A 12,363-nucleotide genomic window follows, 5' to 3' on the forward strand; every position below is an offset into this window, starting at 1 on the left:
GTGCAGCGAGTCGTGCCCGCCGAGACCTGCCTAGCGGGTCTTGGCGCTGCGACCCGAGAAGCGGATGTAGATGATCAGCACGATGATGGCGCCGATGATCGAACCGATGATGCCGGCCGGCTGGAAGAAGCCGTCCATCAGGTCGTGGCGGAAGATCAGGAACCCGAGGAACCCGCCCACGAACGAGCCGATGATGCCCAGCAGGATGGTCATGGGGATCGAGATGTGCTGCTTGCCAGGGACGACGAGCCGGGCGATGGCGCCGGCGATCAGGCCGACGACGATAAGACCGATGATGGTGCCAAGGACGCCCATGGTGTTTCCTCCGTGTTCTGCGGCCGGTCCGAGCGCGACGGATGTCGTGCTCAGGGCCGACGACCGACACAACACCCACCCGGCTGCACGCGTTCTCGGTTTCAGTCGAGGGAACGCCGCAGCCAGCGCTCGACACCCTCGACGTGCGACACCACGAGTGCCTGCACGAGCTGCGGATCCCGGCGTCGGATGGCGTCCACGATGGCGGCGTGCTCGTCGAGGGTGCGCTGCACGGACCCGTTCTGCGTCAGGCCGCGCCACACCCGCACCCGCACGGTCTTGCTCGACAGCGCGTCGAGCAGCCCGGACAGGTACTGGTTGCCGCCGATGCCCGCGATGGTCGAGTGGAACAGCAGGTCGTGCGCGACGAGGTCCTCGACGCCGGTGTCCTCACCGACGGACTGCATCAGCGTGGCGAGCTCGTCGATCTGCTGCTCCGAGGCCCGCGCGGTCGCCAGGACGGCGGACGCGGGCTCGAGGATGCGGCGGACCTCGAGCAGGTCGACGAGGGACCGGTCGTGGTGCATGTCGACGACGAACGACACGGCCTCGAGCAGGACACCGGGTTCGAGCGACGTCACGTAGGTTCCGTCGCCGCGGCGGACGTCGAGCACGCGGATGAGTTCGAGGGCCTTCACCGCCTCGCGCAGGCTGTTCCGCGACAGGCCGAGCGACTCGCTCAGTTCCTTCTCGGGCGGGAGGCGCTGCCCGGGTTGGAGCTCACCGCTCACGATCATCTGCTGGATGCGTGCGATCGCATCGTCGGTCAGCGACGCCACGTCACCACCTCCTGATCCCGGCCCGCTCGCGGACGCGAGCCGACAGGTCGACGATAGCCGGGCCTCCCGGTCGTCACGGCCGGACCATCAGGCGGGCCGCAGCCGGAGGGCCTGCATCCCGCCGTCGACGGCCAGGTCGACGCCCGTCGTGGACCGGGCGAGCGGGCTCGTCAGGTAGGCGACCGCCTCGGCGACCTCCTCCGCCTGGACGAGCCGACCGTGCGGCTGCCGGGCCTCGAGGGCAGCGCGTTCGGCGGCCGGGTCGCCCGCCGTGGACAGCAACCGCGCGACCCACGGGGTGTCAGCCGTACCGGGGTTGACGGCGTTGACGCGGACGCCCTCGCGGATGTGATCGGCGGCCATCGCGCGGGTCAGGGCGGCGATCGCACCCTTGGTCGCCGAGTAGAGCGCCCGCTGGGGCAGCCCTGCGGTGGCGGCGATCGAGCAGGTGTTCACGATGCTCGCGTTGCCCGACGCCCGCAGGTGGGGGAGCGCAGCGCGCGACAGCCGGACGGCGCCGAGGACGTTGACCTCGTACACGCGGCGCCACTCGTCGTCGTCGTTGTCCTCGACCGTGCCCTGGGCGCCGATGCCGGCGTTGTTGACCAGGACGTCGAGGCCGCCGAGCTGCTCGACGGCGGTGGCGACGGCGGCGCGGACCGAGGCGTCGTCGCTGACGTCGCACGTGACCGAGAGGAACCCCTCGGCGGTCGACGGCTGGAGGTCGAGCACGGCGACCGTGGCACCGCGGTCCTGCAGGGCGGCGGCGATCGCCGCGCCGATGCCGGACGCGCCCCCGGTGACGATGGCCCGGACGCCGTCGTGGCTGGCAGCGCTGCGAGCGCCGCCGGCGCTGCCGGTTGCGTCCGCCATCAGGCTGCTCCGACCGTCTGGCGCTGCGAGCCGAGCCCGTCGGCGGTGAGCTCGACGACGTCGCCGGGCTGCAGGTAGGGCGCGTGTCCGGCCAGCGCGACGCCGGCCGGGGTCCCCGTGCTGATGACGTCGCCGGGGTACAGCACCATGAACTGCGACAGGTACCGGACGATCTCCACAGGACGGAAGATCATGTCGGCGGTGGTGCCGTCCTGCCGGACCTCGCCATTGACGGTCAGCCGGAGCGCGAGTGCCGCGGGGTCGAGGCCGGCGGCGGTGAGCGACCCGGGCGTCACGAGCCACGGTCCGAGCGGGTTGAAGGTCTCGCAGGACTTCCCCTTGTCCCACTGCCCGCCGCGCTCGAGTTGGAACTCGCGCTCGGACACGTCGTTCGCGATCGCGTAGCCGGCGATGGAGGCCTCGGCGTCCGCATCGGTCTCGCAGTACCGAGCCGTGCGGCCGATGACGATCGCGAGCTCGATCTCCCAGTCGGTCTTCGTGCTGTTCCGGGGGATCAGGACCTCGTCGTCGGGGCCGATCACCGTCATCGGGTCCTTCATGAACACGATCGGTTCGGTGGGGATGTCGGCGCCGGTCTCGGCGGCGTGGTCGCGGTAGTTCAGGCCGATGCAGACGACCTTGCCGGGGCGGGCGATCGGTGCCCCGCGCCGCATGCCGTCGGCCCGGTCCCGGCCGATGATCGTCAGGTCGCCGGCGCTGCGGGCGTGGTCGACGCGGCCGACCGGGTCCGAGGCCAGGAAGGACCCGCTGATGTCACTGGTGATCGAGCGGAGGTCGAAGACCTCGCCGTCGGTGTCGATGGCCACGGGGATCTCGCTCCCCGCCGGGCCGAGTCGTGCGAACTGCATCGTTCCTCGCTCTCCGGCTGCGCCAGTGCAGCCAGAAACATCCTATGTCTGCGTGCTCCTCGGGACAAGGTAGATGCGCTCCGCGGTTCCGCCGAAGACGGCGTCGTGCTCGGTCGTCGACAGGTCGGCGAGTGCGTCCGTCGTCCGCTGCACGACCGCCGCGTACTCGGTCGCCAGGGTCGACACCGGCCAGTCCGAGCCGAACAACGACCGCTCGGGGCCGAACTGTTCCACGACCTCGCGGACGTACCGGTCGACCGGGCGGTCGCGCCAGTCCGGTCCGGCCTCGGTGAGCAGGCCGGAGACCTTGCACGTGACGTTCGGGCGTGCAGCGAAGTCGGCCATCCGTCCGGGCCAGGCCGGGTCACCCGTGTCGATCGATGGTTTGCCGGCGTGGTCCAGCACGAACGATGCGTCGGGGACGGCGTCGACCAGGGCCAGCGCAGCGGCGTGCTCCCGCGCTCGGACGAGGACGTCGAACACCAGGCCGGCACCGGCGAGGGCTCGCACTCCGCGGGCGACGTCCGGGCGGCCGAGCCAGTCCGCGTCCGGTTCGTCCTGCGCCAGGTGCCGGATGCCGACCAGGCGATCGCCGCCCGGGAGCGCACGGACGGCGGCGATCCGGTCTGCCACGTCCGGCGCGGTCAGGTCCACCCAGCCGATGACGCCCGCGACGGGGGCGGGCTGCTCGAGGAGCCAGGCGGTCTCACCCGGATCGTGCACGGCCTGCACCACGATGGTCCGTGTCACGCCGGTGTCCTGCGTCGCTGCGCGGAGGTCGTCCACGTCGAACCGGCGGCGGATCGGGGCGACGGAGTTGTCCATCCAGGGGTACGGCCGGTCGGCGGGGTCCCAGAGGTGGTGGTGAGCGTCGATGATCACGCCCTCATGATGCCCGATTCATCCGATGTCCGCCCGGTGCCCCGGCCGGCGACTTTTCGCGCTGAGCGACACGTCACGTGCGCCTGTCGGCGTGACGTGTCGCTGGGCGCGAAAGTCCGCGGCTCAGACGGCGCCGGAGGCCTCGAGCTCGGCGCGCAGCTCGGCGTCGGACGGCTCGACGAAGTGCTTGCCGTTCGGCAGCACCACGACGGGGATGTTCTTCCGCCCGCTGATCGCCTCGGCACGGTCGGCCGCCGACAGGTCCTGCTCGACATCGACGTACTCGTAGTCGACGCCGAGGGTGTCGAGCAGCGCCTTGGACCGGCGGCAGTCGCGGCACCAGTCCGCACCGAACATCGTCACCCTGTCGAACACTTCGGTCGTGGATGCATCGCTCATGCCCAGAGAGTACGTCGGCGGGGCCCCGCGCATTCCCTACGATTGGGGCATGCCGCCAGGACCCGACCCCGAGACGCGATCCTGGGCGTCGGCGGCCGTCCGACGCTTCGCCGCGGTCACGAACCTGCTCGTCGCAGCCCGTCGGTTCCGCATCGTCGGTGGCGACCCCCGCGACGCGTCGGCGCTGCACGGCCTGCTTACCGGCCTCGGTGCACGCCCGGCCGCGGACCACGAGCCGATCGACCAGCTCTGGTGCCTTGGTTCCCCCGAGGACTCAACCCCCGTCATCGAACGCGAGGCGGACCGCCCCCGCGGCGCTACGCTCATCGTGATCGACGCCGGCCGGCACCTGCCCGCGGTCGACGAGGACGCCTTCGGCCCCGTCGTCACCGCGCGCCCCGGCGTGCTCGGCGTCCCGATGCTCTCCGACGACGTCTTCCTCGTCTCCACCGGCCGCGACCCCGAGGACGACCCGGCCGCCGACGACCGCCTGCGCTGGGCACGACGCTCCATGCCCGTCTCGCGCGCGGTCGCCGCGGAACTCCGCGACGGTGGACTGCTCCGCGGCACCCGCATCGGCGTCGCGATGTTCCTCGAGCCGAAGACGGCGGTGCTGAGCCTGCTCCTCCGCGACGCCGGTGCCGAGGTCGTCGTCTACGCGCACGCCGACGAGACCGACGACGCCGTGGCCGCGTCCCTCCGAGCAGCGGGCCTGACGGTGCACGCGAGCAGCACCGCGACGCTGGCGGAGCAGAAGGCACTCGCCCTCGCGATGCTCGACACCCGGCCGCACATCGTGCTCGACGACGGCTCCCACGTCATCCGGCTCGCCCACCAGGAACGACCGGACCTGCTGCCGACGATGCTCGGTGCGGCGGAGGAGACCACGAGCGGCCTCCGGCCCCTGCGCGTGATGGCATCGCGGGGCCAGCTCGGCATCCCCGTGGTCGCCGTCAACGACGCCCGCACCAAGACGTTCTTCGACAACCGGTACGGCACCGGGCAGTCGACGGTGTTCGCGGTGCTTGACCTGGTCGACGGGCTCCCGTCCGGCATGCACCGAGTGCGGTCGGGAGGCGCGGCGGTCGTCGCCGGGTTCGGGCACGTCGGCGAGGGGGTCGCCCTGGTGCTCACCGCCCTCGGTTTCCGGGTGACGGTCGCCGAGACGGATCCGGTGCGCGCCCTGCAGGCGCTGTTCGCCGGCCACGCCGTCGCGCCGCTCGCCGAGGCCGTGCAGGACGCCGACCTCGTGGTGAGTGCCACCGGGGTCGCCGACACGATCGACCTGCGGGTGCTGCGCTCGTGCGCTGACGGTGCGGTCGTCGCCGTCGCGGGCGGGGTCGACCACGAGGTCGCGCTCACCGAGGTCCGCGCCGCCGGAGCCGAACTGCGGCCAGTGGGTCCGAAGGCCGAGCGCCTCGTGTTCCCGGGCGCCGAGAGCGGACCGATCGTGCTCGACCGCGGCGGATGCATCAACATCACCGCGGCCGAGGGCAACCCGATCGAGATCATGGACCTGTCCTTCGCCGCGCAGCTCGGGGCCGTCCGCATGCTGCTGGAGCGCGGCGACGAACTGGAGCGCGCCGTCGTACCCATCGACCCCGCGGTCGACGACGCGACCGCCCGCACGGCGCTCGCCGCGTTCGGAGCGCGCCCCGTTCCTCCCGTCCACCTCGCCGAACACCCGGCGGACCGCGAGCCGGACGTCCGGACGCGTCGTTTCGGAGACCCGGCATGAGCGCCGCGCACCCGAGCGACGTGCACCCGATCGCCGCGCACCCGCGTGCCGACCACCCCGTCGTCGTGCACTCGGCGCGCGTCGTCGTGCCGATGACCGCGCCCCCGATCGCCGACGGCGCCGTCGCTGTGCAGGACGGCCGCATCCTGCACGTCGGCGACCGGTCCTGGGTCGTCGACCAGCTCGCCGGCTCGGGTGCGACGTTCACCGAACGACAGTGGCGCGGAGCCCTCCTGCCGGGCCTCGTCAACGCGCACTCGCACCTGCAATACACCGGCATGGCCAGTGTCGGTCGAGGCCAGTACGACGGTTTCGAGGACTGGGCGTCCGCGTTCAACCAGGACTACGCCGAACCGCACGACTGGCGGGCCGAAGCAGCCGCTGGCGCCGCAGCCTCGATCCGCGCGGGCGTGACGAGCATCGCGGACATCGTCACCGACATCGAGGCCTCCACCGCGCTCGAGGACGCCGGGCTCGGCGGCATCGCCTACTGGGAGGTGATGGACTGGGAGAACGATGCCTGGCAGTCGCACGGCCGCGACCAGGTGCTCGACGAACTCGCCCGGATCCCGACCACCCCCGGCGCTGGCCTCTCGCCGCATGCGCCGTACTCGCTCGAGGTCGCGCCCCTCCTCGAACTCCCCGACATCGTCCGGCAGCGTGGTCTCCGCCTGCACCTGCACCTCGGCGAGGCCGCCTTCGAAGGTGAGCGCATCGCCCTCGGACCGGTCCCCGGACTCGACGGCGTCGACGGCGTCGGCCACGGCAACGACTGGCACCTGGCGAACGTGCCCTCGTTCCGGGCGCTCCGGGCACTCGGGTTCGGGGCGAGCGCCACCGCGTTCGTCGACCGGCTCGGGGTGCTCGGCCCGGACTGCCACATCGCGCACGGCGTCTACATGACCGCTGTCGACCGGGCGCTCCTGCGCGCTCGCGGCACCGCAGTCGCACTGTGCCCGCGGTCGAACGCCGTCATCGGCCTCGACCCGCCTCCCGTCGCCGACTACCTGCGCGAGGGCAGCCCGATCGCCATCGGCACCGACTCGCTGTCGTCGGCACCGTCCCTCGACCTGATGGCGGACGTCACGGCGTTGCACCGGATCGCCCGCGCCCAGGGCTACGGCCACCGCGACCTGCACGAGCGGCTCCTGTCGGCGGCGACCCTCGGTGGTGCGCACGCCATGGGGCTCGCCGTCGGCCCGGACCGCATCGGCCACCTCGCCGTGGGCGCCCGCGCCGACCTGGCCGTCTTCGACGTCGACGCCCGGACCGTGCCCGACGCACTCGCCGAGCTCGTCGAGGACGGTGCCGGGCGTGCGTCCGCCACCGTCATCCGCGGGGTCGTCCGCGCCGTCGACGGAGCACTGACCGGCGTGCCCACGTCGTCGCCCGACCGCCCCGCTCGCCCTGTCATCCCTGTGGAGGAATCATGACCGACACCGCACCCCGCCCCGGCATGGCCGCCCGTCGCACCGTCGACGGCGAACTGATCGAGTGGCTCGACGTGCCGAAGCGTGCCATCGCCCTCGGTATGGAGCCGCACCCCGAGGGCGGTTGGTACGTCCGCACCTGGACCTCGCCGGCCACGGTGACGACGCCCGCGGGGGACCGCCCCGCCGCGACCCTGATCCACTTCCTGCTGCCCCCGGGCGAGGCCTCGGCCTGGCACCGGGTGACGAGCGACGAGATCTGGATGTGGCACGGTCCGGACACCGTCGAGCTCGAACTCGGCGGCTCCGGCGATGCTCCCGAGCCCGGTGCGCGGATCACCCTCGGGCCCGACGCCGGTCGCGACCGGGTGAACGACGCACAGGCGTTCGTGCGTGGTGGCGTGTGGCAGCGGACGATCCCGAACGACGGCGAGGTGCTGCTGAGCTGCCTGGTTTCGCCGGGCTTCTCGTTCGAGGACTTCACGATGGCCGACTGACGTACCGGCAAGCCGATCATCCTCGTGCACGACGCGGGCGACGACGCGACGGTCCGCGCGATCCACCGGCGCTTCCGGCGGCACAGCTTCGCACCAGGGGGTTCTCGTGTCAGCGCGCCGCTGCTCGTCGAGGATCCGGTCCCTCGTGACTCGGCGTCGTCCTACTTCGTCCAGGCGGCCGACCTGGTCGCGTACGCGGGGTTCCGGCGGTTCCAGTCGCCTGGCCCGAAGAGCGGCAGCGTCTGCGACGAGACGATGTGGGACGAGCTGCGGCCCGTCTGGCGCACCGAGGTGACGAACGCTCGGCGCGACGCCATCGTCGTCTGGCCGTGATCGCGTTCGGGAGCGTTCCGAGAACAGAAAGGGGGCGCCCCGTGCTGGGACGCCCCTTGATCTCAGACCTCAGCCGAGCATGCGCTCGGTTCAGCCCGCGTCGCCAGATTACCAGCCAGACGTCGACCCGTCGACTGGTGTGTGACACGAGACCGGGTCACGAGGAGCGCCCGGAGTCGCGTTGGTATCCCACCGCGAAGTACACTTCGACCTGCCCCCACCCCCCTCCCACGAAGGCCCGACCGTGACCCGATCCCTCCGCCTCACCCTCGCCGTCGCAACAGCCGCGGTCGCCGCCCTCGCCCTGACGTCGTGCGCCGCCGGCAGCGGCAGCAACGAAGACGGCACCGTCACGGACGGCAAGCTGACGGTCGCCACCGGTGAGCCGGCGTACTCGCCGTGGATCGAGGACAACAAGCCGGAGTCCGGCAAGGGCTTCGAGTCCGCCGTCGCGTACGCGGTCGCGAAGGAGATGGGCTACGCCAAGTCCGACGTCGTGTGGAAGCGCAGCACCTTCGACAGCGCGATCGCACCGGGCCCGAAGGACTGGGACCTCAACGTCCAGCAGTTCTCGATCGACGCCAAGCGCAAGAAGGCCGTCGACATGTCGAGCGCGTACTACACGACCACGCAGGCCGTGGTGACGACCAGCACCTCGAAGGCCGTCGACGACACGAGCATCGCCGCGCTCAAGAAGGACGCGATCGGCGTCGCCACCGGGTCCACGTCGATCGCCAGCGTGAAGAGCGTGCTGGGGATCACCCCGCAGGTCTTCAACTCGAACGACGACGCCGTCCTCGCACTGAAGTCGGGCCAGATCGACGCGATCGTCACCGATCTGCCGACGGCGTTCTACATGGCCGCAGCGCAGCTCGACGACGGCACGGTGTCGGCGCAGTTCCCGTCCGACGGCAAGGGCGACCAGTTCGGCTTCGTCCTGCCGAAGGGCTCGGAGCTCACGAGCAAGGTCGACAAGGCGCTCAAGTCGCTGACGGACGACGGCACGCTCGAGGACCTGCAGACCAAGTGGCTCTCCTCGGAGACCAACACCCCGGTCCTGAAGTAACCGCATGACCGTGCCAGCAGGCGCCGGTACCCCGGTCGCCGCAGCCGCGCCGAGCCAGGTCGAGGCCGAGCGGCGGCTCTACCGCCGGCAGCGCGGACGCCGGTCGATCGTGGTGTCGGTGGTGTCGACGCTCGTGGTGATCGCGATCGCCTACTTCGGCGTCGTGAACACCCCCGGCTGGGCAGCGGTCCAGCAGTCGTTCTTCGACCCGCAGACCGCGATCGACACGTTCCCGGACATCCTGCTGGGCCTCTGGCTGAACGTCCGGATCCTGTTCTTCAGCGCCATCGGCGTCGCCGTGTTCGGCACCCTGCTCGCAGTGGTGCGGGGGCTGCGGAACCCGGTCTTCTTCCCGCTGCGGATGCTCGCGACCGGGTACACGGACCTGTTCCGCGGCCTGCCGCTCATCATCGTGCTGTACCTGGTCGGCTACGGGATCCCGGGCCTCGGGGTGTTCCCGCGGTTGCCCGCCGAGGTCTGGGGCACGATCGCGATCGTCCTGACGTACTCGTCGTACATCGCCGAGGTCCTGCGTGCCGGCATGGAGGCAGTGCACCCCTCGCAACGTCTGGCCGCGCGGTCGCTCGGGCTCTCGCACGCCAAGACGCTGCGGCTCGTGGTGCTGCCGCAGGCGATCCGCAAGGTCACGCCGGCACTGATGAACGACTTCGTCTCGATGCAGAAGGACGTCGGCCTGGTGTCGATCCTCGGCGCGGTCGACGCGGTCCGGTCGGCGCAGATCGCGCAGGCGGAGACCTACAACTTCACGCCGTACTTCGTCGCGGGGCTGCTGTTCGTGGTGATCAGCCTGCCGCTGATCCGCGTCACGGACGCGATCGCGCGCCGCCAGCAGCGGCGCGAGCAGATCGGAGGGACCGTATGAGCGAGGTCGGCCAGGAGGCCCGTGGTGCGTCGGGTGCGGACGCTGCGGTCCTCGAGCTGCGCGGGTTGCGCAAGGCCTTCGGCGAGCAGGAGGTCCTGCGCGGCATCGACCTGACGCTGCACCGCCACGAGGTCATCTGCGTCATCGGGGCGTCCGGCTCGGGCAAGTCGACCCTGCTCAAGACGGTGAACCTGCTCGAGGGCATCGACGACGGCGAGATCCTGCTGCAGGGCACCGACATCGCCGATCCCCGCGTCGCGGTCGACGGCGTCCGGGCGCGGATCGGCGTGGTCTTCCAGCAGTTCAACCTGTTCCCGCACATGCGCGTGCTCGACAACGTGACGCTCGCCTCGCGGCAGGTGCACGGCGTCGGCCGGGCCGAGGCCGAGGCGACCGCGCGTCGGCTGCTCGAACGGATCGGGCTCGCGGAGTTCGCCGACGCCTACCCGGACCGGCTCTCCGGCGGCCAGCAGCAGCGTGTGGCCATCGTCCGGGCGATCGCGTCCGACCCCGAGCTCCTGCTGCTCGACGAGGTCACGAGCGCCCTCGACCCCCAGCTCGTCGGCGAGGTGCTCGACCTGGTCACCGAGCTGAAGCGGCAGGGGTCGACGATCCTGATGACCACGCACGAGATGCACTTCGCGCGGAACGTGGCCGACCGGATCGTGTTCCTGCACCGGGGAGAGGTCGTCGAGCAGGGCGTTCCCGCCCAGGTCCTCGACGCCCCGCAGCACCCGGCGCTGGTCGAGTTCCTCTCCCGCGTCCACGCCTAGGACCAGACCGGGCGACTACGCGACGGGAGCCGGGACGGCGGGCGTGGGCCGGGCCTCTCCCCACCGTCACGGCCGGCTCGCCGCTGGCGCGTCGACCCGGAACCGGCGGCGTGGGCCCAGGTCGTCATCGGCGACCACCTCGGGGACGTGGGATCCGCGACCTGCCGGCAGGAACACGGCGACGAGTGCCGAAGCCGCGACGACGGCCGCTCCGACCAACACGGCGGGCTGTGCCGCGTCGACGTAACCGGTGGGCGTGAGCTGGCCGCCGGCACCGGTGAACACGGCGGTGAGCACCGCGATGCCGAGTGCGACGCCGATCTCGCGCAGGGTGGAGTTCGCGCCGGAGGCCTTCGCGTGGTCGTCCTGCGGCATCCGCGCGAGCACGGCGGTCGAGATCGGCCCGAACACGGCGCCCATGCCGATGCCGGCGAGCAGGAAGCCGGGCAGGAGGCCGGTGAAGGTGACGTCGGCGGACATCGTGGCGGCGATCCAGAACAGTCCGGCGGACAGGAACGCCATGCCGCCGGCGATGAGCACCCGGGTGCCGACCCGTGGTGCGATGATCCCGGCGAGCGGCGCGACGACCATCGGTGCGAGCGTCCACGGCATCGTCCAGACGCCGGCCTCGAGCGGTGACCGGCCCTGCACCACCTGCAGGAACTGGATCAGGATGAAGACCGACCCGAACGCGCCGAACGAGAAGGTCATGGCGACGAGGTTGGCGAGGGTGAAGCTGCGGTCGCGGAAGAACCGGAGCGGCAGGAGCGGTGCGGCCGTCGTGGCCTGGCGGACGACGAACGCGACGAGCAGTGCGCCGCCACCGATGAGGCCGACCAGCACCTCGGTGCTCGTCCAGCCCGCGTCGTTGCCGCGGACGATGCCGAACACGACGCCGAGCACCCCGAGACCCGCGAACACGACGCCGAGGACGTCGGTCCGGACCCGGGCGCCACGGGTGTTCGGCAGGGCGAACAGGGCGAGCGGGATCGCGATCACGCCGACGGGGACGTTGAGCCAGAAGATCGCCTCCCAGCTCCAGCTCTCGACGACGGCTCCGCCGATGAGCGGGCCGAGCGCGACGCCGAGGCCGGAGATGCCGCCCCAGACGCCGATGCCCACGGTCCGCAGGCGGTCCGGGACGCTGCCGACGAGCAGCGTCAGCGACAGGGGCATGATCGCCGCGGCGCCGGCCCCCTCCACCGCGCGCCAGACGATGAGGGCGGTCGGGTCGGTGCTCATCGCGGCGAAGGCCGACGAGAGGGTGAAGACGCCGATGCCGGCGATGAACAGGTGGCGGCGGCCGATGCGGTCGCCGAGGCCGACGGCCAGCAGCATCAGGGCGGCGAAGGCGAGCGTGTAGGCGTTGGTGATCCACTGCAGCTCCTCGACCGAGGCGCCGAGGTCGGCGTGCACGGCGGGGAGTGCGCTGGTGACGACGAGGTTGTCGAGCGTCGCCATGAACATCGGGAGGGACGCGGCGGCGATCGCGAGCCACACGGGGATGCGTCGGGACATGGTGTCTC

General features: G+C 71.7%; 14 protein-coding genes. 7 read left to right on the forward strand and 7 right to left on the reverse strand.

Annotated features, from left to right (window positions below; translation table 11 throughout):
* Window positions 1-30: 30 nt before the first annotated feature.
* The 6 genes from EDF53_RS09565 to EDF53_RS09590 all read right to left on the reverse strand — a co-directional run bounded on the left by EDF53_RS09565 (window position 31) and on the right by EDF53_RS09590 (window position 4,117).
* The gene (locus EDF53_RS09565) at window positions 31-315 is read right to left on the reverse strand and encodes a GlsB/YeaQ/YmgE family stress response membrane protein (protein WP_123293341.1); all 285 of its coding nucleotides are present in this window, start codon (window positions 313-315) and stop codon (window positions 31-33) included.
* 101 nt (window positions 316-416) lie between these two features.
* Complete coding sequence (locus tag EDF53_RS09570; protein ID WP_111086323.1) at window positions 417-1,094, reverse strand: FadR/GntR family transcriptional regulator; 678 nt, start codon at window positions 1,092-1,094, stop codon at window positions 417-419.
* A gap of 87 nt (window positions 1,095-1,181) precedes the next feature.
* Window positions 1,182-1,967 carry an SDR family NAD(P)-dependent oxidoreductase gene (locus EDF53_RS09575; protein WP_123293342.1) on the reverse strand — a complete coding sequence of 262 codons (786 nt, stop codon included), beginning with the start codon at window positions 1,965-1,967 and terminating at the stop codon, window positions 1,182-1,184.
* Window positions 1,967-2,836, reverse strand: a complete 870-nt coding sequence (locus EDF53_RS09580; RefSeq protein WP_123293343.1) for a fumarylacetoacetate hydrolase family protein — start codon at window positions 2,834-2,836, stop codon at window positions 1,967-1,969. Before EDF53_RS09580 ends, EDF53_RS09575 begins: the two co-directional genes overlap by 1 nt.
* Window positions 2,837-2,878: 42 nt before the next feature.
* Window positions 2,879-3,718, reverse strand: coding sequence for an amidohydrolase (locus EDF53_RS09585; RefSeq protein ID WP_123293344.1), 840 nt, complete (start codon window positions 3,716-3,718; stop codon window positions 2,879-2,881).
* Between the two features lie 123 nt (window positions 3,719-3,841).
* Window positions 3,842-4,117 (reverse strand): glutaredoxin family protein, encoded by a 276-nt coding sequence (locus EDF53_RS09590; RefSeq protein WP_123293345.1) that lies wholly within the window; start codon window positions 4,115-4,117, stop codon window positions 3,842-3,844.
* Window positions 4,118-4,166: 49 nt separating this feature from the next.
* On the opposite strand from EDF53_RS09590, the gene EDF53_RS09595 reads away from it, so the two are divergent.
* The 7 genes from EDF53_RS09595 to EDF53_RS09625 all read left to right on the forward strand — a co-directional run bounded on the left by EDF53_RS09595 (window position 4,167) and on the right by EDF53_RS09625 (window position 10,837).
* The gene (locus tag EDF53_RS09595) at window positions 4,167-5,855 is read left to right on the forward strand and encodes an adenosylhomocysteinase (protein ID WP_185020993.1); all 1,689 of its coding nucleotides are present in this window, start codon (window positions 4,167-4,169) and stop codon (window positions 5,853-5,855) included.
* On the forward strand, window positions 5,852-7,288 hold the full coding sequence (locus EDF53_RS09600) for an amidohydrolase family protein (protein WP_260215315.1): 1,437 nt from the start codon (window positions 5,852-5,854) through the stop codon (window positions 7,286-7,288). Before EDF53_RS09595 ends, EDF53_RS09600 begins: the two co-directional genes overlap by 4 nt.
* Complete coding sequence (locus tag EDF53_RS09605; RefSeq protein ID WP_260215317.1) at window positions 7,285-7,782, forward strand: cupin domain-containing protein; 498 nt, start codon at window positions 7,285-7,287, stop codon at window positions 7,780-7,782. Before EDF53_RS09600 ends, EDF53_RS09605 begins: the two co-directional genes overlap by 4 nt.
* 24 nt (window positions 7,783-7,806) lie before the next feature.
* Window positions 7,807-8,115, forward strand: a complete 309-nt coding sequence (locus EDF53_RS09610; protein WP_185020994.1) for a DUF3800 domain-containing protein — start codon at window positions 7,807-7,809, stop codon at window positions 8,113-8,115.
* 244 nt (window positions 8,116-8,359) lie between these two features.
* Window positions 8,360-9,181 carry an ABC transporter substrate-binding protein gene (locus EDF53_RS09615; RefSeq protein ID WP_123293348.1) on the forward strand — a complete coding sequence of 274 codons (822 nt, stop codon included), beginning with the start codon at window positions 8,360-8,362 and terminating at the stop codon, window positions 9,179-9,181.
* A 4-nt stretch (window positions 9,182-9,185) separates the two neighbouring features.
* Window positions 9,186-10,064: an amino acid ABC transporter permease gene (locus EDF53_RS09620; protein WP_123293349.1), complete on the forward strand. Its 879-nt coding sequence runs from the start codon at window positions 9,186-9,188 to the stop codon at window positions 10,062-10,064.
* Window positions 10,061-10,837: an amino acid ABC transporter ATP-binding protein gene (locus tag EDF53_RS09625; RefSeq protein WP_123293350.1), complete on the forward strand. Its 777-nt coding sequence runs from the start codon at window positions 10,061-10,063 to the stop codon at window positions 10,835-10,837. The genes EDF53_RS09620 and EDF53_RS09625 overlap by 4 nt, the downstream gene beginning before the upstream one ends.
* Window positions 10,838-10,903: 66 nt before the next feature.
* On the opposite strand, the gene EDF53_RS09630 is transcribed toward EDF53_RS09625, so the two are convergent.
* Window positions 10,904-12,355: a DHA2 family efflux MFS transporter permease subunit gene (locus tag EDF53_RS09630; RefSeq protein ID WP_123293351.1), complete on the reverse strand. Its 1,452-nt coding sequence runs from the start codon at window positions 12,353-12,355 to the stop codon at window positions 10,904-10,906.
* Window positions 12,356-12,363: the final 8 nt, after the last annotated feature.

Origin of the sequence: Curtobacterium sp. PhB78 (genome assembly GCF_003751685.1) — a bacterium.
Taxonomy (GTDB): domain Bacteria; phylum Actinomycetota; class Actinomycetes; order Actinomycetales; family Microbacteriaceae; genus Curtobacterium.